The sequence below is a fragment of the Flavobacterium circumlabens genome (genome assembly GCF_004345565.1).
GTDB lineage: Bacteria > Bacteroidota > Bacteroidia > Flavobacteriales > Flavobacteriaceae > Flavobacterium > Flavobacterium circumlabens.
On the sequence record NZ_SLWA01000006.1, the window covers coordinates 158036 to 177762 of the forward strand.

17 protein-coding genes are annotated in these 19727 nt (G+C 35.8%); 10 read left to right on the top strand and 7 right to left on the bottom strand.

Going from position 1 to position 19727, the window contains the following annotated elements:
• The first annotated feature begins 2 nt into the window (after positions 1 to 2).
• The 3 genes from EV142_RS15385 to EV142_RS15395 are packed head-to-tail and all read left to right on the top strand — an operon-like array spanning position 3 to position 7065.
• Positions 3 to 4451: a non-ribosomal peptide synthetase gene (locus tag EV142_RS15385; protein WP_132036744.1), complete on the top strand. Its 4449-nt coding sequence runs from the start codon at positions 3 to 5 to the stop codon at positions 4449 to 4451.
• 14 nt (positions 4452 to 4465) lie between these two features.
• Positions 4466 to 5101 (top strand): 4'-phosphopantetheinyl transferase family protein, encoded by a 636-nt coding sequence (locus EV142_RS15390; protein WP_132036745.1) that lies wholly within the window; start codon positions 4466 to 4468, stop codon positions 5099 to 5101.
• A gap of 23 nt (positions 5102 to 5124) precedes the next feature.
• Positions 5125 to 7065, top strand: a complete 1941-nt coding sequence (locus tag EV142_RS15395) for an alpha/beta fold hydrolase (RefSeq protein ID WP_132036746.1) — start codon at positions 5125 to 5127, stop codon at positions 7063 to 7065.
• 111 nt (positions 7066 to 7176) lie between these two features.
• Here EV142_RS15395 and EV142_RS15400 read toward each other — a convergent pair whose 3' ends face one another.
• The 5 genes from EV142_RS15400 to EV142_RS15420 all read right to left on the bottom strand — a co-directional run bounded on the left by EV142_RS15400 (position 7177) and on the right by EV142_RS15420 (position 13628).
• A complete protein-coding gene (locus tag EV142_RS15400; protein ID WP_132036747.1) occupies positions 7177 to 8235 on the bottom strand; it encodes a serine hydrolase domain-containing protein in 1059 nt (352 codons plus the stop codon).
• A gap of 153 nt (positions 8236 to 8388) precedes the next feature.
• Positions 8389 to 9525: a helix-turn-helix domain-containing protein gene (locus tag EV142_RS15405; RefSeq protein ID WP_132036748.1), complete on the bottom strand. Its 1137-nt coding sequence runs from the start codon at positions 9523 to 9525 to the stop codon at positions 8389 to 8391.
• Between the two features lie 58 nt (positions 9526 to 9583).
• Positions 9584 to 10633 carry a serine hydrolase domain-containing protein gene (locus EV142_RS15410; protein WP_132036749.1) on the bottom strand — a complete coding sequence of 350 codons (1050 nt, stop codon included), beginning with the start codon at positions 10631 to 10633 and terminating at the stop codon, positions 9584 to 9586.
• 117 nt (positions 10634 to 10750) lie between these two features.
• Complete coding sequence (locus tag EV142_RS15415) at positions 10751 to 11653, bottom strand: AraC family transcriptional regulator (RefSeq protein WP_132036750.1); 903 nt, start codon at positions 11651 to 11653, stop codon at positions 10751 to 10753.
• 529 nt (positions 11654 to 12182) lie between these two features.
• Positions 12183 to 13628, bottom strand: coding sequence for an FAD-dependent oxidoreductase (locus EV142_RS15420; RefSeq protein WP_132036751.1), 1446 nt, complete (start codon positions 13626 to 13628; stop codon positions 12183 to 12185).
• 256 nt (positions 13629 to 13884) lie between these two features.
• On the opposite strand from EV142_RS15420, the gene EV142_RS15425 reads away from it, so the two are divergent.
• The 7 genes from EV142_RS15425 (at position 13885) to EV142_RS15455 (ending at position 18418) form a co-directional block, all read left to right on the top strand.
• Complete coding sequence (locus EV142_RS15425) at positions 13885 to 14304, top strand: hypothetical protein (protein WP_132036752.1); 420 nt, start codon at positions 13885 to 13887, stop codon at positions 14302 to 14304.
• Between the two features lie 59 nt (positions 14305 to 14363).
• Positions 14364 to 14612: a redox-active disulfide protein 2 gene (locus tag EV142_RS15430; protein WP_132036753.1), complete on the top strand. Its 249-nt coding sequence runs from the start codon at positions 14364 to 14366 to the stop codon at positions 14610 to 14612.
• A gap of 470 nt (positions 14613 to 15082) precedes the next feature.
• Positions 15083 to 15691, top strand: coding sequence for a hypothetical protein (locus EV142_RS15435; protein WP_132036754.1), 609 nt, complete (start codon positions 15083 to 15085; stop codon positions 15689 to 15691).
• A gap of 1 nt (position 15692) precedes the next feature.
• Positions 15693 to 16442, top strand: a complete 750-nt coding sequence (locus EV142_RS15440; protein WP_132036755.1) for a glycoside hydrolase family 25 protein — start codon at positions 15693 to 15695, stop codon at positions 16440 to 16442.
• Between the two features lie 124 nt (positions 16443 to 16566).
• Positions 16567 to 17136 (top strand): Crp/Fnr family transcriptional regulator, encoded by a 570-nt coding sequence (locus EV142_RS15445; RefSeq protein WP_132036756.1) that lies wholly within the window; start codon positions 16567 to 16569, stop codon positions 17134 to 17136.
• A gap of 80 nt (positions 17137 to 17216) precedes the next feature.
• Positions 17217 to 17954 carry an SDR family oxidoreductase gene (locus EV142_RS15450; protein ID WP_132036757.1) on the top strand — a complete coding sequence of 246 codons (738 nt, stop codon included), beginning with the start codon at positions 17217 to 17219 and terminating at the stop codon, positions 17952 to 17954.
• A 17-nt stretch (positions 17955 to 17971) separates the two neighbouring features.
• Entirely contained in the window at positions 17972 to 18418 is a 447-nt protein-coding gene (locus EV142_RS15455; RefSeq protein WP_132036758.1) for a VOC family protein, read from the top strand.
• Positions 18419 to 18475: 57 nt separating this feature from the next.
• Here the strand turns inward: EV142_RS15455 and EV142_RS15460 are convergent, their stop codons facing one another.
• Together EV142_RS15460 and EV142_RS15465 are read right to left on the bottom strand one after the other, a co-directional pair.
• A complete protein-coding gene (locus tag EV142_RS15460) occupies positions 18476 to 18799 on the bottom strand; it encodes a nucleoside triphosphate pyrophosphohydrolase family protein (protein ID WP_132036759.1) in 324 nt (107 codons plus the stop codon).
• A 3-nt stretch (positions 18800 to 18802) separates the two neighbouring features.
• A complete protein-coding gene (locus EV142_RS15465; RefSeq protein WP_132036760.1) occupies positions 18803 to 19717 on the bottom strand; it encodes a helix-turn-helix domain-containing protein in 915 nt (304 codons plus the stop codon).
• Positions 19718 to 19727 lie beyond the last annotated feature (10 nt).

Genomic DNA, 19727 nt, shown 5'->3' on the forward strand with positions numbered 1-19727 from the left:
CAATGAGACTAACACTTCCACAACAAGATGTTTATTTCGAGCAATTACTATTTCCTAAGGATCCCATCTATAATATTGGAGCCAAAATAGAAATTAAAGGAGTAATCGATACGGAGACTTTTAATAAAGCCTATACCACGCTTATTGATCAGCATGATACCTACAGAAGCATACTGGTAAAAAATCAGGAGGAAATAGCGATCAGAGTAGTAGAGGAGCATGATTCGCAACTCGGATTTGTAGATTTCTCCGATTGCTTGAATCCGGAGGAGGAAGCTGCTTTTTATATGCAAAAGGAGTTCAAAAAACCTTTTGATTTATTTGATGAAAATCTTTTGCATGTTTTTACGCTGGTCAAAGTGAAAGAAGATTTTCATTACTTGTTTTCGGTGTACCATCACATCATTACCGATGGCTGGGGCACGTCTTTAATGTTTCAGAGACTGGTGCAGAATTATAATGAAATTCAGGAATTCGGGAATGTTACCACCACGTATCCTTTTAGTTATAAGGATTTTATGGAGGATGACCTGGAGTATCAGAACTCCCCGGCTTTTTCAGAAGATAAAAAGTATTGGGTAGAAAAATTTAAAGCTTTGCCGGAGGACCTTTTAGAAAAAGAATTTTCATCAGACGAAATAGCAAACAATAAAAGCCACCGCAAGGAATTGATTATTAAAAGAGACGTGTACAATCAGATCAATCAGCTGGCGGAAGCGTGTAAATGTTCTTCTTTTCATTTGATTTTAGCCGTTTTGTATGCTTATTTTGGAAGAAAACATCAAAATACCGATTTTGCTATTGGCTTGCCTGTTTTAAACCGAAGTAAATCGAAATACAAAAAAACAGTGGGCCTTTTTATGGGAATTGCACCTCTGAGAATTGTACTGGATTTCGACAGTACTTTTGAAGATTTAATCAGCCTCATCAAAAATCAATTGCGGACTGATTACCGTCACCAGCGATTTCCTTTGGGAAAACTAATCCAGGAGCTGCAGGTTTTCACTGAAAAAGAAAAAATATTTAATATTACGCTTTCGTATGAAAAGCAAAATTATGCAACTAATTTTAAGAACACCCAAACCCGCGTAATTCCATTGACTCATGAATCGGAGCGGGTTGCATTGGCGATTTATATCCGTGAATTTGACGAATTGGAAGATGTGAAAATTGATTTCGATTACAATCTAAACTATTTTAATGAAGATCGAATTACACAAACCGTTCATCATTTTGAAAACCTGCTTACAAGTATTTTAGCCGATCCGGACAAAAAGTTAAAAGAACTGACTTATGTAACCAAAGAGGAAAGAAGCCAGGTTATAGAGACTTTCAATGCTACAAAAACGGACTATCCAAAAGAGATTACCTTAATCGACTTATTCCGTGAGCAGGTAGAGAATTTTCCCGGAAAAGAAGCTGTAAAAGATGAAGACAGATCATACTCGTATTCCGAGCTTCATAAATTATCCAACCAGATCGCCCAATATCTGCTGACGACCTATGGCAAAAAAGATAAATCTCCTATTGCCGTTTTATTAGAGCGATCGGCCAATATGGTGGTAGTTTTATTAGGAATATTGAAATCGGGAAGATCTTACATCCCGTTAGACCCGACATTTCCGGAAGACAGGCTCAATTATATTATTGACAACAGCCAAAGTAAAATATTGATCAATGAAAAAGACTATGCCCTGAATACTTCTCATGATGTGCGGGTAGTAGCATTAGAGAGCATTTTAGAAGGGATAGATATCTTTAACGGAACGTCCGGAAAAATAGTTTCTCCTAATGATACGGCCTATATCATCTACACGTCGGGTTCCACAGGAAATCCAAAAGGAGTAGAAATCGGTCATCAGTCCTTGCTTAATTTTTTAATCAGTATGCAGCAAAAACCGGGTGTTGCCTTAAACGACACCTTTTTTTCGGTAACGACCTATTCCTTTGATATTTCAATATTAGAATTTTTCGTACCCTTAATTTCGGGAGCTACTTTATATGTTGCGAATCAGAGTGTTTTGGCCGATCCGAATTTGATTCTTCAAAAAATAGAGGAGGTACAGCCTACAATCATTCAGGCTACGCCAAGTTTTTACCAAATGCTGTTTCATGCCGGCTGGCAGGGCGACAAACGATTAAAAGTAATGTGTGGCGGAGATTTATTAAGCGAAGCACTGGCAGAAAAACTAATCGAAAATAGTTTTGAACTCTGGAACATGTATGGCCCAACAGAAACTACGATTTGGTCGAGTATAAAAAAAATCAACCATTTTAAAGAAGCCTCCAATATCGGAAAACCCATAAACAACACGCAGTTTTATATTTTGGATTCTTTTTTAAGTCCTAAGCCTGTAGGAACCCCCGGAGCCATCTACATCGCAGGAGACGGATTGGCGAAAGGATATTATAAAAACGAGGAATTAACCCGGCAAAAATTTATTGCAAATCCGTTTGACAGTAACAGTTTGCTCTACGAAACCGGCGATGTCGGGAAATGGAAAGATAATGGAGAAATAGCGTTTTTAGGCAGAAATGACAATCAGGTCAAAATCAGAGGCTACAGAATCGAACTTGGAGATATTGAGACGCAGTTAAATCAGATAGAAGGCGTTCATAATTCGGTGGTTATTGCTAAAAAAGGAGACCAGCAGGAAGCTTTTCTAGTCGCTTACATTTTAAAAAACCAGGAAATCGATACGGAAAAAATTAAGACTGCCTTAAAAATGATTCTTCCGTACTACATGATTCCCAATGTAATTATTTCACTGGATGAATTTCCGCTGACACCCAACCAAAAAATAGACCGAAAATCCTTGTCGCAAAGAGCCATTGTGCAGGAGATCAACTATGATGATTTTAAAGCTCCCGTTTCGGATTTAGAAAAAACACTTGCTGCATACTGGAAAGAAGTATTAAATAGTAAAGAACCGATAAGTGTACATGATAATTTCTTTGCATTGGGAGGTCATTCTTTAAATGCAGTAAAATTGATCGGCTTAGTAACGAAGCAGCTTTCATTAGATATTTCCCTGAAAACTATTTTTGACTATCCTACCATTGAATTGCTGGCTACTTATCTGCAAAAACTCGTTCCCAATCAATCCGTGGATATCACATTATCCGAAACAAAAGGTTATTATGATGTAACCCCGCCACAATACAATATCTGGCTGGCATCGCAACAGGAAAATACTTCAATAGCTTACAATATGTTTGCCGCTTACCATGTAGAAGGAACCGTAAATCCGGATAAAATTTCAGCTGCCATACGTAAAATCATCAACAAACATGAAATCTTACGAACCAGTTTTATTGAAATAAACGGCATTCCGTACCAGAAAATTAATCCTTCAGAAAAGGTACACTTTGCTGTTTCTGTCTCCGAATCAGGCGATGAAAATGTAACGGAAATGATCAATAAAGTAAATAACACCGTATTTGATTTAGAAAAAGATGTACTGTTAAGAGTGCAGCTTCTCAAGGTTGAAGAAAACAAATGGATACTGCTTTTTTGTACGCATCACATCATAATGGATGGTTTATCGTTAGAAATTTTCATTACCGAATTTATTGAAAATTTTAAGGAGAGCAATTCTTTAGCACTACAAAAAGAAACAACTTTAAAATTTCAGTTTAAAGATTATTCAGAATGGTTTAATAAAACGTTGGAAGATAATACTGTAAAAAATGAGTCATTCTGGACCAGGTACCTCCATAATTACCAGCCGAAGGATTCCTTTGACCGGGATTTTGATAACAGGCAAAACGAGCAGGGCGCAGGCAAATATTTATTTGAAATCAACCCTGATACTACTTTGGCCTTAAAGAAATTAGCCTTTGACGGACAGGTTACTTTTTATACCGTTCTGGCCGCCGCTTTAAATGTGCTGATCTCCAAATTTTCAAATCACACCGATATCTGTATTGCAACGGCCAACTCCGGAAGAACTATTCCGGAACTAAACAATCAGATTGGAATGTTTGTTAAAACACTGGTTTTAAGGACGAAAATAGAAAAGGAACAAACTTTTACTGCGCTGTTGAAAAACATGCAACGCAATTTATTAGAGATCAATGAGTATCAGAATGTTCCCTTTGATAAAATTCCGAAATCTGTTTTTGATCTGATGCTGGTGTATCAGAATCCGGAGTTTTCTTTTGAAAACAGCATTGAATTAGCCGATTTAAAACTGACTTCGTACCCAATTAACGCTACTTACAGCAGAATGCCAATGGTATTTAATCTGTTTGAGAGCGGGAACAGCCTCAAAGGAATCATAGACTATAATCGTAATTTATTTGATCCGGATACGATACAGATCATTGCTGCTCAGTACAGTACTCTTTTGAATGAAATTTTGAAAAATCCGGCGGCGAGATTAGATTCAATTGATAATAAATCTGAACTGGAGAAAAGTACCGTCTCTGATTTTGATTTTAATTTCTAATTACCGCTATAGTTTTGATTTACATCTATTATTCGTATTTGTCGGCAGAAAACCACGAAAGCATATTGAAAAATAATTTGCTGCATTTTTCAGAAGAATATCAACATAAAATTAAGCGATTCAGAAGATGGCAGGATGCCCAATTATCGCTTTTGGGACGGGTATTATTATTCAATGGGATGAAGGAGCTCGGTTTGTCGTACCCTCGTGATCAAAAGATACACTACACAAGGTACAACAAGCCCTATTTTGAAGATCATGTAATACAGTTTAATATTTCGCATTCGGGAGAAATTGTGGTTTGTGCCATAACTGATGCAACCGAAATAGGAATTGATATTGAAATTATAACTGACGTTGCAATCGATGATTTTAAAATTCAGATGACCGAAAACGAATGGAATAAAATTAGTAACTCCAATGACCAAAAAAACGCCTTTTTTGAGTATTGGACACAAAAGGAAGCGGTTATAAAAGCACACGGCCACGGGTTAACGATTCCGTTACAATCCTTTGAAATTATAGATAATCAGACCCAAATTCAGGGAGAAAAATTCTATTTGAAAGAAATAAAAATTGACGAAAAGTACAAGTGTACGATTTCATCCAAAACAACTATGAATGCTATTATGTTGAAAAACATATGCTAAGCCAATAATTTAATTAAAAGAAAATGAAAAATTTAGTACGCCTATTTTTATTACTCTGTCTGTTGCCAACTTGTTTATTTGCTCAGACAGCTGTTTTTAAATTCGAAAAAACAACCACTTTTTTCCCCGAACAAAAAGCTATCAACCAGGATAACATCGAATGGGGGTACTTAACAGTTCCGGAAAATTGGGATAAGCCCGAAGGCAAAAAAATTAAAATGGCAGTGGCTGTTTTAAAAAGCACCTCCAAAAAAGCAGACGCGAATCCCGTGATTTATATTGAAGGAGGGCCAGGGGCAGGAGGAATTAAGGGAATATGGGGCTGGCTGAAGCATCCGTTAAGAAGTAACAGCACAATTATTTTGGCAGATGTGCGAGGCACTGGTTTTTCGTTTCCTAAATTTTGTCCTGACTTAGGAAAGAAATTCTTAGAAATACTGGCTAAAAATCAAAATGCAACACAGGATGAGCAGCAAAAAACCATTGCAGCAGCAGCTTGTAAACAAGATTTGCTAAACAGGGATATTGATATAAACGCCTACAACAGCAAGTCTATAGCCAAAGATCTGAATGCTTTAAAAAAGGCGTTAGGCTACACTAAATGGAATGCTTACGGTGTTTCTTACGGAACGTATACCGCTCAGATTTATGCCAATGATTTTCCGGAGGATATTCAGTCGTTAATTCTGGATTCTTCTGTTTCGGATATTTCGAATTACTACAATCAGAATACCACAAATTACGTCAATAGTCTGGAAAAAGTTTTTAACGCCTGTAAAAACGATCCGAATTGCAATAAACAATACCCGTATTTAGAAAATGTGTATTACGAAACACTGGAAAAATTGGAAAAAAATCCAATCACCGTAAAAGTAGATCAGAAGATTATTCCTGCCGGCGCATTCACTTATAATGCGGAGGATTTTAAAATTTCTATCCAGCAAGCCCTGTATCAAAAGAAACTCATCGAACTGTTGCCTTTATTGATCACCGAATTCAACAGAGGCAATAAAAACACCTTAAGCGCACTGGTAGCAGCTTTTTCGGGAGCATTAGGGCTAGACTACGGACAGTATTATTGTGTGAGCTGTAAGGAGACGGTTCCTAATAATTCGATTTCGGCATTTAATGCGAATGCAGCTAAATACAAGAAATTACAAGGCGGTTTGTCGTTTTATAAATCAGACTTTTCAGTTTGTGACAAATGGAATCAAGGGAGCACAATACCTCTTAAAAGCAGCAACGATCTGTCGAATCTTTCTGCCGTAACAGCCCCGGTATTGGTGCTTGCGGGTGCATTTGATCCGATTACTCCGGCTTCAAACGGAAAAGTCACGGTTAATCGATTTAAAAATGGATTTTTAGTGAATGCTCCTGTTTTCGGGCATGCTCCTGGTTTTTCTAAAATAGGAGCGAAGATTATAGAAGATTTTGTAAGCAATCCGAATAAAAAACCGGACGTAAGTGGCTTTCAGTCTGTTGATAAAGTGAATTTTATTACCGATGTAAAGTTAAGCGGAGGGGTTTCCAATTTTGCCAATAGTCTCAATGGCTTTACTCTTTTGTTTTTTGCCCCATTCCTGATTGCCTTTGTCATTTTACTGGTTTCCATTTTTGGATTTATCTACAGTTTTATTAAAAAAGAAATAGGAACCAAACCCAATATAGGAATCAGGATTTTAATTCTAATTACCGCTTTGTTAGGACTCTTTACCGTTATCGGATTTATTTTAGCGATCAACAATACCGCACAGGATAACTTTTACATACTTGCTTTTGGAATCCGCAACCAGTTTGATTATTTGTTCATAGTACAATGGTTTTTTATCGTATTTACGCTGTTTTCTATACTTTATTTTGCTTTTAAAATCAAGTCCATTTCAAATGCAGGTGTTATTTCTACCATACTATTCTCTTTCATTCTGGTAGGCGTTTATTTTCAATATTGGGGCTTTTTGTTTTAATGCATCAACAGTTTCATAAGAACCAAAAAAAACCTCCATTTTAGAATGGAGGTTTTTGGTTTTACATTATTCTTGCGGAAATAATTGCAAATCTGCGCTATTGTATTTTATCTATTTCAGGATGGTATCATAAATTTCATTCAGCAGGTTTTGTCTCATCTTTGAATTTCTTTGGTTGAGCAATATAATGATACCCCAATTTTTAGCTCTGTTATAACCTATAATCGAAGATTGCCCCATAGAATCTCCTGATTTTAAATAAATGGTATTTTTTTCATCTGTCATAATGTTGGTACCTAATCCCATCTCTCTTTTTTCATCTTTATAGAATATTTTTTCCGTTAGGAGGGCAGCTTTGCCTATTGTATTATTTTTATCTAAGACTGCTTTTAAATAGGTAATCATATCAGAAGCGTCCGATTTTACTAGTCCCGCAGGAGCCGTAACATTCCATGTGAAGAATTCCTGAATACCGCCATCAGGATTGTGGCCCACTGTTCTGTTTTTTACATTAAAATCTTTCGTTAGCGTACGGGTCAGCTTTAAGGGTTTTATAATTTTTTCTGTGATAATCTGATCGTAACTTTTGTGATACACTTTTTCCAGTATTTGCCCGAGTAACGTATAGCCAATAGTAGAATAACGGTATTTACCGTAATCTTTTAGTTCAGTACAGGTATTAATTATAGTAGTCAGTGTTTCTTCTGTTACACTGCTTACAGGCTGTTGCGGATTTAATTCTATCAACTTTCCAAAATCAATATCAGGCAAACCCGACTGATGAGAGGCGAGGTCTGAAATTTTTATTTTGTTTTTAAGATTTTCATGTAATACATACGCTTTCGGAAGATAGTTGTCAATATAATCTTCGAGTTTTAGTTTATTTTCAAGTGCTGCCTGCGCAATTAAATTGGAAGTTAAAATTTTGGTGATGGATGCAATTTCAAATATCGAATTTTTATCGATTTCAATTGGGCTTCCGGCGTCCAGATTACCATATGCAGTAAAATATTCTTTATTATTATCGATAAAACCAACACTGATCCCTACGTTAGGATTTTTTTGATAATTATCCTTTATGATGGAATCAATTTTTTTGGTAATGTCCTGTCCAAAAGAAAAAGTACTTACTGATAAGAGTACGGCTAAAAATTGTACTGAAGTTTTCATTGTATCGTGTTTTAGGTTAAAAATTTATTTCGATACAAAGATGTGGGAGAAGTTAAACTTACGCGACCGAATAAATGCAGTCGCACGCATTTGTTTCCGGAAATAGGTAGGAGTAATTTAAAAGAGACGTACGAATAATTACAAAATACTGTTTTACAGATTTTTGCGGTAATCAGTAGGCGTTTGACCCGTATGTTTTTTAAAAGCCATATTAAAAGAAGATTTGGAATTAAAACCAACTTCGTACAGAATTTCTAAAACAGTAACCTTACTTTTTGCATTATCTCTTAAAATAGTCATAGCATTTTCGATGCGATAGGTATTAATAAAATCGTAAAAATGCTGTTCTAATTTATGATTAATTAAAATCGATAAGTCCCGGACAGGAATCTGAATCGCAGCAGAAACATCCTGAATGGTTAAGGAAGGATTCAGAAAGGGTTTTTCTTCCGTCATATACATTTTTAATTTCAATAGCTCTTCCTGATACACTTCTTCATTTACAGCCAATTCTGAATTTTCTTCTTCTGAAATAATATCCGAAACCAGTTTTAATTTCGAATCAATATTTCTAAATAAATCGGGATGGTTTAATGCTTTAAATAAGTACCAGCAAATAATCAGCAGCTGAAATACCAGGAGTCCGATTTTTATCCATTCGGAAATATAGGGATAATCAGAAAATTTAAAAATATTTTTAAAAAGGGTAATCAAATATAAAACCGTCAGTACAATCGTAAACTGAAACAACCAGTTATAGGAAGTAACACTTGTACCGGCATAATTTTCAAGATAGAGTTTTTTCGCTTTTCTTAATAACATAAAAACGGCAATAATATAGACAGCAGTCTGAAGATGAAAAAGAATATGAGTGAACTGTATTTCGATCATATCCTGACGATTATTGATGAAATTTATTTTAGAAGCGAGATCTACGGCATAAAAACGAGCTACCAAAACGGTATTCACAATCAAAAAGGGGAGAAGGTGCCCTAAATGTTTGGGTTTAAATTTAAAATCAGAATAACAAACCGATACGATATAGAGATAAAAAACAGGAATTTGTAAAAAAGCAAAGGTATTTCTGAGCATTCCCAAGTTTGAAGGGCCATCAAACATTAAGTTAAATAAAGGTTCAATAGTATCTACTACAGTTATTAGCAGAAAAAGAGCAAAAATTGAATTACTTAACTTGTTCTTTGTTTTAACTGTTACCAGAAAAAAGGCAAGAAATAAAGAAATGAATAAGGAAATTACCGTTACAATAATCAATAAATTAGTCTTATCCATTCCTTATCTTGTTTTGGGGTTATTTTGGTTTATAGGTATTACAACTGTTTTTTTCTGTTTAACTCTTTACCGGAGCTTCAATTTGCTGGTAGGACCTGCCTTCAAGAATCGCCTTTACAGCATCACTAATGGCTTCTAAATTATTTTGTTTGTTGTTGCTCATTAAAATAATTGTAAAATCAGGATTACTCAGCAATAAGGCCTGATAATTAAAAGCCGCGCCATCATGTATGTGGCTGAGCACTTTTCCCTGCTGAACGCTTCCTGCGCCAAGACCCGTCTGATTTCCGGTGGAAAACGGATTGCAAAGCTCCTGAGTGGATGCAGCGTTAATCAGTTTAAAGGAATTAATTGCCTCAGACCATTTATAAAAATCTTCTAAATTTAAGGCCGTCCAGCCTGAAATGTTATATTTTATAATATCCTGTTTCCCTTTGTTATTAAATGATTTAGCAAAAAGTTTCACTTTTTCGTCCGGATCAACAAGCCCATTTTTTATTCCCGCAGGCTGAAGTATTTTTTTTATAACAAAAGAATCGAAAGACATTCCGGTTATCTTTTCTATAATTCTTCTCTGTAGAAATACATTATTGTTATTATAATCATACTTGGTTCCCGGCTCAAAATCAAGAGAAACCGTTTTTTTTAATTCCGCCATGTTGTCGGAATCCTGATTGACTTCATTCCATTTTATTTGAGGAAGGCCGCTTGTATATTGAAGCAAGTGAATGATTTTAATCTTGTTCGCCCAAGAAGGGAGTTCCGGCAGAAATTTAGAAATGCTATCGTCAAGTTTCAATTTGCCCTGCTCTTTCAGCATCATAATGCCGACAGCGTTAAATTCTTTCGCAATTGAACCGATATGAAAGCGATATTTTTTATTTAACGGAATGATACCACTTGCATCTGCCTGTCCAAAGGCTTTTTCGTATATAACTTTTCCGTTTTGCGAAATTAAAACGTTTCCATTGAATGCTTTTGACTGCTGTGCTTTTAGAAACAAACTGTCAAGATTAGTTACTTTTTGAAGGGATTGACCGTAGCCATTGCTGCAGATTGTCAGTAAGATCGTAAGAAGTAAAACGCTGTTTTTTTTAATGTCATTCATTTTATAAATTTAAACAAATATAAGTTGTATCAAAAAATATATTCAGGTACTCCATTATTAAGACTAAAGTTATTGTGACTTTAATTTTTCACATTCCATTTTTTAAGAAATCTTACTTTATTCAATAGGAATACAAAAATCTACAATGCTGATTTTTTCGGGATGTTCATTAAAGTTGTTATAATAAATTTCATAAGGATTCCGGTCTGCTTTTTTATATCCGTTTTCGCTCATCCAAATAAAAAGACCGCTCCAGGATTTTTCAAATTCATGTATTCCAATCTCAAAATGGCCCACAATAAATTTTCCTTTTTCAATTGTAGTAAGGCCAATTTCGCCGCTCACTTCAACTTTTTCTTCCAATGAAATGCAGGCACTCATTCTGACTTTATCAGGTTCGGTGATTTTAAAACTATCATGATAAAGGGTCACTACTTTTAAATTCCTATTTTCTAAAAGCCCTTTCGGAGTTGCCCATTTTATTAGTTTGGCATACGTGTTTTCCATTCCCTTATGCCCGATTTGCGTAATAAAGGCAACATCCAGCTTTGGCATTTCTTTAATTTCAATTTTTGCTTTCATTTTAATCCAGTTGATATGATTATTAATGTTGCAAATATAGGCTGCCAATGGTCCGGCTTCTTGTCCGTTCTTGCTTTCTGTTTGACCAATCTTGCTAAATTTATAAGGATTAGCTATTCTGAATTCTGTTGGACTTAGCCCGTAAAATTTTTTGAAAGTTCGGGTAAACGATGAATTACTATTAAATCCGTGCTGTAATGAAAGTTCAGAAATGGAGACTTCTCTTTGATGTAAAAGTACTGCAGCCGCTTTTTCTATTCTTTTACGTGTAATGTATTCGTTTAGGGTTTCGTTCGTGATAGCTTTGAAAATTCTGTGCAAATGAAATGGCGAATAAAACCCAATAGCAGCGATGTTTTCCAAATTCAGTTCCTGGTCTAAATGCGCATCAATAAACAGGAATATGTTGTTAATTCGTTTGATGTAATCTTCTTTCATTTATCTATCTTTAGAAATAGTGCATGATTAGCAGATAACTGCTTTAATTATTTATTGCATCTCCAATCACTTTATTTTGGCAACCTAAATGATTTTTTTGCTCCTGCTAATATAAAATTATTTTTCATTAGAAATAGTAAACCCAATATTCTATACTCTGTATGAATTATAATGCAGACGAAGAAACGGTAACAAATTAATTTTATGTTTATTTTGTTACAAAAACTGTAACAATTTTTTTTATATTTTTTTTTGTTTCAAGAATTGTAACAAAATAATTATTTTTTTGTTTTGTTACAATATAAAACTGTACAGCGAGATTTATTAACCGCAAGGCACACAAAGTTTTTTTATCCTGTTAGTGTGCATACAAACGCAAGGTTCGCAAAGCTTTATGTGTTACAGCTTTGCGAACCTTACGTTTGTATAGAATCCTATAAATAAAAAAAACTTTGCGTGCCTTGCGGTTAAATCAATTTTACCCAAAATCCTGGAAGTTTGGAATTTGGATTTTTTAATTTGGATTTTATTACTTCAGGCACCTTCCACGTGGTTCATCTCCTTCATGAAGTACCACTTCGGAATGCAGGAATTGCGCGGCATCGGCTGAATCTTTGACTTTGACGGCACTGCGTTCTAGCATTTCCGATTCAAATTCCGTTAAAACACTTTCCCTTATACCGGCTTTTCTCCATTGTGATAAAGGTCTGCAGCCTCTTGCGATGCCACGGGCCAGCGAAAGTGCATCCAACAGCGCCTGATTCGCTCCTTGTCCCTTAAATGGACTCATTGGGTGAGCTGCATCTCCGATTAGTGTTATCTGATTTCCTTTCTCCAACAATTCGGAATGCAGTAATTCGCGATCGTATACCGGATAACCCGAAACCTGAGCTGCGAGTGTTGCGGCCATAATCTGTGGAATAGGATCGTGCCACTGCGTTCTGCGACAGGCTTCTTCCTTCAATGCCTGAGGCCCCTGAGCACTTAACGCTTTAGCCTCTTCTTCGGATATTGGAAAACTTAACTGCCACATCAACGAGTCTGCCGTATAAGGCATCATATAAATCCGTTCGTTGCCATTGGCCGTTTGAAATACCGTAGCCGAGTCCAGTAAAGAACTGTCAAGACCTTCTAGGGCTTCCAAAGGGCAAATACCTAATATCACAATACAATCAAGATAACGTAAAGGGGTAACATCGTCACCAATCAGCAGCTTTCGTACCGAACTGCGAATACCATCGGCTCCCACTACAAGATCTGCTTTGAAGTGCTTGATTTCTCGGTTTACCTGGAAGCTAAGATCGACGCCTTCGCCTTCAGATTCTTTAAAATCGACTAACTGATGTCCCCATTGTATTTTTTTATTTCCGCCAAGTTGTTCCAGCAGTGCCAGTCGCAAAGCCTGTCGTGCGATATGTATATTGGAACGTTTCGTGAAGTTTTTGACCTCCGACGGGATCCACTTTCTTACTCCCCATTCGCCAATTACTTTTCCGTCTGTCGTATGAACCAGATGTCTCGTTGAAATTACGCCCTGATCTAAGGAGAAAATACCCAATCCTTCTATCGCTTTGCTGGCTTGTTGCAGGGTGAGTCCATACCCCTGAGATCGGGCTTCGAAGTTGTTATCGCGTTCAAAAAGAGTAAAAGGGATTCCGCGGTGCAGACAAGCTACCGCCAAAGCGACTCCACCAATTCCGCCGCCAATGATAGCGACGTGCGGATAATTTTCTGTATCGGCTACAGGAGGACTCAAAGCAGGAAGCAAGCCCGATCCGGAACAGTCCGGGCAGGAGTACAGATTGCCTTTAGGTTTTATTGGAGGCGTTCCTTCGCCATTTGATTTTTCAAATTGATCGAGTTCTGTCTGGTAGAGGAGCCGCACTTTCTTGCTGAGTCTTCGGCTTTTTTTGCCGCGTCCCTGACATTCCGGACAAATAGTCCAGCCGGTTTTTTCATTTTCTGCTTTTTCCACTTCCTCTTTATTTAACTTGATACTGATTTCTCCTTGTAAAAAATACAACTGGGTAACTGGTTACATTTGTAAAATTTAACGCGAGAAATCTATGTTTTTTAGTTTTTTGTTGCTTGTAGTAATTGCGCAAATTTAGGACAAAAGATAACCAGTACAAAACTACTTTAGAATTTAGGAAGAAATCTGCAATCAGATAACTACCGTAATATTTTACGATTTCTGTTTTTTCCTTACTTTTCGGCAATATAAAACAAATATGACTTTTAAATATTCCATTTGCTATCCTGATCAAAAAGATGTTGAATACAGAAATAATGTAATTTCAGAAAACGATGTATTAACAATTGCAGAAAACCATCCCTGGATATCTCAATTAGATCTTTCAGATTCTATTAATCAAAATGAAGTCTATTACAGTCCATCTTTGGATTTTAAATGTATTGAGAGCGGACACAGTTTCTCCATGACGGCAATGTACGATGATCAAAAAAAAATTTCATTCTCAATATGGTATAACAGACCAAAAAAAGTTAAAATTCTATTCGGTTTGTTTGGAGAGTCTGAAAAAATGGTTGTTGATGATTATTGGTCATTAGATTTTAAAGATGCACTTAAATTTCTTCAATACTTTATAAAAGGAGATTATCAAAAAGTTGAAGAGTTATATATAAAATAAAGAATTCTACAGGAGAAGGAAAATCTTTTACCTTTATCCGAAACTATCATCTGTAAGAAATGAAAAACGAAGGATTGAACAAAATGAGTAACGAACAATTACTCAAATACCAGAAAACATTACGAATCGTTACTTATATGCTCCTGATTGCGATATTGGTCTTGTTGGTTTTGAATATTTTCAAAGCGATAAATAAAGGAGTCAATTCTTTCAGCGTAATTCCGCTTGCCTTAATTCCAATAGTTGTAGTGAATTTTAAAACGCTGAAAGAAGTAAAAAAAGAAATAAGTTTACGGAACTTAAAATAAAATACTTGTAATTCATAAAAGGACAAAAGATACAACATTAGGAAACCTCTCAAATTATTTTATTTTGGAGGTTTTTTTTTATGACTAAAAAAAATATATACTTCTGAAAAACAGGTACTTATACTGCATTTGTTATTTTCTTAATTTTCTACATTTACTAGCTTTAATTTCATAATAAATGTAATTTTTTGCAAAACTCGCAATTAACATTAAACAGTAAAATGATGAAAACACTTATTCTACTTATTTGTTTGGCAACAGGATTCGAAACTTTTGCTCAAACCAGCTCCGAACTATTTGATAAAACAAAAATGGAATATAAAGGGAGTAAAATTGAACAGGCCAAACGATTGTTAAGGAATGTAAAAATGTGAGGGGTAATAGAGAATAAAGAGCCCAATATTGATCTGGCTTTTCAAAACTTACTAAACTCCGCACCTGAAATCAGCAAAGAACAGCTTAAAAACTATTTGCAAAGAGCGTCCATTACAAACAATGAAATATGTGGTAACATTGATCTGCCTGTTTCTCATATTCTTGTAAATGGGAATAATGTTTATGCAAAGTATTTTGTAATACATGACATGAGCACACCAGCTTATGAAAATAATTTTCCTGGAAATATTAATAGTAGTACCTGGTCTAAAAATAACTTAACCTCCTGGAATTGGCCAAAAGGAAGTGAACCATCACACTCTATTGTAACAAGGACAGGCAAGTCAAAAACGCTGAATGATTTTGGTTTAGGCTGGAGAGCTACTAAATTTGAAAAAAAAATAGGGGTTTCCTGCAGAGGTTTATTTTTGCATATTGAGCTATTACAACCAAGAATATATCCTCCTGGAAATGCCGTAAGCGCGCCTGTTGCACCAACGCCTGGATTTACTGATGCTCAATACCAGCGTCTGGCTTTACTTTATATTTGTGCCAGTATTAGAAAAGGAGAGTGGCTCGTACCGGCATTTCACGTAAATATCGATGAAGGTTTGAAAGATGGACATGATGATCCGCAGAATTTTGAATTGGACAAATTTACCAGCGAGGTTCTTCGATTAATAGCACTCATTAAAACATCATAAAATGAAACTTTATTTTACACTACTGCTCTTTTCAATAAACCTCGCAAATTGTTGGTCGCAATCTGAATTTAACAAACCGTGGGAAGATTTAAACCGACCAATAATAATTGATGTATATAAAGATAATAGTTACGATCTTAAGCAACTAGTAAAAGACAAGCGAATCAAAGGAATAATACATAAAATGTCTGAAGAAGACAGTGCTGCTTTTTACCTAAGAAGAAAAGATGCTTATGAAAAGAACTTACTTTTTGGTTCTTATTGGCTTCCGAAACATGATTATGACGGAGCAGCCCAAGCTGACTTATATTTAAAAATGATTGGAGATTCGGCTTTAAATAAGGAGTTTATTGCATTGGATTTTGAAGAACATAAATTAACAAAAGAATTTATTTCACCTTACAATGCTTCTTTATTTATAAAAAGGATATATGAAAAAACCGGAAGATATCCGCATATATACTGTGGATTAAACAATATGGACAAACTTACAGATTCAAAATATGTTGAAACATTCAATAAATGCAAACTTTGGCTGATCGCATTGCCAGTAGATGGAAATATTACGGGCAAATTCAAAAACAATACGATTTGGAATAGCTATTCTCTGTGGCAATTTAGTTGTGAGATTAACTGCTGTAAAGGTGCTAAAAAACCATGTTATTATAAAGTTAATGGTATTGATTGTTATATGGATTATGATATTTATAACGGAACATTTAAAGAATTGACTGAAAATTGGGGAAGATAAATTATTGGTCTAAAAAGGGGTGTAAATCATTTTTTATTTAGCAAATATAAATCAGTAAGAGAAAATAAAATACTTTTTGCCATAAGGCAAATCCCTAATAAAAAGTTATTCCTAACTTGCCGTCATGAAAGAATTACTATCTTATATTTTGCAGTTTGGCAATTTAAATCAGCAACAGATTGATTTAATCTCAAAGAAAGCTACGGAAATAACCTTTAGCAAAGACGAATATTTTTCTGAAGCCGGAAAAATTGCCGTACAGGTGGGTTTTATTATAGAGGGCATCATGAGAGTGTGTTACTACAATAATAAAGGCGAGGAAATCACCAGATACTTCATAGAAGAAAATAATATGGTTGTAGATTTAGAAAGTTTTAACAATAGCATTTGTTCTTCGGCTTATGTTCAGGCCGTTACAGATTGTAAGCTTATTGTTTTTTCGAAACCAGATTGGGAAGAACTTCTTGCTACCATTGTAGGTTGGGATACCATTGTACATAAAATTATTTCGAGAGCACTGATGCAGAAAGTAGACAGAAGAAGCCCTTTGGTTTCAGAAGACGCTACAACGCGTTATCTGTCTTTTATGGAAAAATACCCCAAAGTGATCAATCGAATTCCGCTTTCGTATTTAGCCTCTTATTTAGGAATTACCCAATCTTCCTTAAGCCGGATTAGAAAAAACATTCGCTAAAATCGCTTTTTGCCAAATGGCAAATGATTTTGTTTTTTATCGCTGCAACTTTGTAATCAATAATTTAAAAAGATAACAAAATGAAATCAGCACTAATTACAGGAGCCAATAGAAGCATCGGTCTGGAAACAGCCAGACAACTTTCGGAAAAAGGATTGTTTGTTTACATCGGAAGCCGTGACCTTGCAAAAGGGGAGGAAGCCGTAAAAGAATTAACCCAAAACGGTTTCAAAAATATCAAAGCCATTCAGATTGATGTTACTGATCCCGAAAGCGTTTTAGCAGCCAGAAACATCGTAGAAAAAGAACAGGGAAAATTAGATCTTCTTATTAACAATGCCGGCGTATTGGGCGCTATGCCACAAGAACCCTCAACGAATTCGATAGAAAATATTCAGCAAACCTTTGACACCAACTTTTTCGGAGTAATAACGGTTACTCAGACTTTTCTGGATTTGCTTAAAAAATCAGATAGCCCGAGAATCAGCAATATCACTTCGGGACTTGGTTCGCTTACTTTGCACAGCGATCCGACCTGGAAATACTACGCTATAAAAGCACTTTCTTATGTTTCATCTAAAGCTGCCCTGAATGCTTTTACGGTTACACTGGCTTATGAACTCAGAGATTTGCCGTTTAAGGTAAATGCCATCGATCCCGGTTACACCGCAACCGATTTTAATCACTTTAGCGGTCCCGGAAGTGTGGAAAGTGCAGCCAGTTTTATCGTTAAACATACCTTAACGGATGAAAATGCACCAACAGGAAAGTTTTTCAGCAACGATATCGAAGACGAAAGCGAAGAAAGTCCGTGGTAAACTAAAATAAAAGTAAAATGGAAAATCAAATCACGCCCTTAACATTTTCAGAGAAAAACGCTGCCAGCAGTTTTAGTGATATGAAAGCAGAGCACGTAGGTATCCGTACCACACAATATGATGAAATATTGCATTGGTACCAGGAAAACCTGGACTTTAGAATAATTCATAAATGGAATGTGGGTGAGATTAAACTTGCTTTTATTGCACCGCCCAATGACAATAATTTTATTATTGAAATTATTTGTTACGACAGTGCTGAAAACCCCTACACTGAAACAGAAAAATCGGGTTACAACCATTTGTCTTTTAGTGTCGATAATTTAGATCAGACGATCGAACACCTTACAAAGAAAAACATCACGATCAACAGAAGTTTTAGCGTTCCGGCAATTGGTCTGAGAATGGCTTTTATCACAGATCCTTTTGGCAATACGATTGAATTTTGTGATGAACTTAAATAGTATATTAAATTAAATCAAAAACCTCCAAAATCATCTGAGCTTGGAGGTTTTTTACTTTTAATTACCTACTAATTTTTCTGTTTTGGACAGAAAGCTTTCAACAGCTTCTTCAATATCAATATTCATTCGCTCAGACAACACCACAAGCCACCAGATCGACTCCCCCAATTTATGTCGGAGTTCTTCGTCTGTGTTTGTTTTGGGCCATCTTCCTTGCTGTGCCATCGTGAGCCTTCCCACCAGACCGGCATCGGTCAGGAAAGCTAAGGCATCTTCTTCTACCGTCCATTCGCTGCCGTGGTGCTGCAGTTCTAATTCGCGATATTGTTTTCTTATTGCCAGAGAGCGGTGTTTCAGCTCTTCTAAATTTATTTTTGCCATACTTTAATTTTTATGAAAGGACTTTTGAAATGCGATCGGTGTACTATTGGTTTTTTGTTTGAATAATTTATTGAACGACTGCGGATGTTCAAATCCTAATTTATAAGCAATCTCGGCTATCGAAAAGTTACCTTTCATAATATATTCTTTCGCTTTTTCGATGAGTTTATCATGAATGAAGTGCTGTGTATTCTTTCCGGAGAGATTTCGCAGTAAATCACTCAGGTATCTTGGCGACAGCTTCAGTTGTTCGGCCACAAAAGCTACTGTAGGCAGACCATTTAACAAGGCCTCTTCATCATTGAAATAACTATTGAGTAAACTTTCCAGCTGCGCCAGTACATCATTGTTTATCGCTTTTCGTGTTATAAACTGGCGATTGTAAAACCGATTACTGTAATTAAGCAAAAGTTCGATCTGCGAAATAATAACATCTTGGCTAAAATTATCAATTCGTTCCTTCAATTCATTCTGAATACTGTTATAGACACCCAAAATCGTTTCTTTTTCATTTTCGGACAAATACAGAGCTTCTGAAGCTGTATAATTGAAAAAACCGTATTGTTTGATGTTAGCATTTAAAGCATAGGGACGAATGAAATCAGGGTGAATGTGCAGTGACATTCCGCTGTAATCCGCTTCTTCTTCCTGCATTTTCAAGAGCTGTCCGGGAGCAACAAACGACATTCCGCCTTCTTCAAAATCGTAAAAGCCATGTCCGTATTTTATTTTTCCGTTAAAACTGGTTTTAAAAGATATTTTATAAAAATCCATAATGATACCCTGTTCAAAATCCTTCGGATCAAAAATAGCTTCGCCATAATTGATAATACTGATCAGCGGATGCAGGGGTTTGGGCTGTTCCATTGCTTTATGCAACTCAGAAAGGGTATAGAATATTTTAGGCTGATTCTTCATGAATAATAAT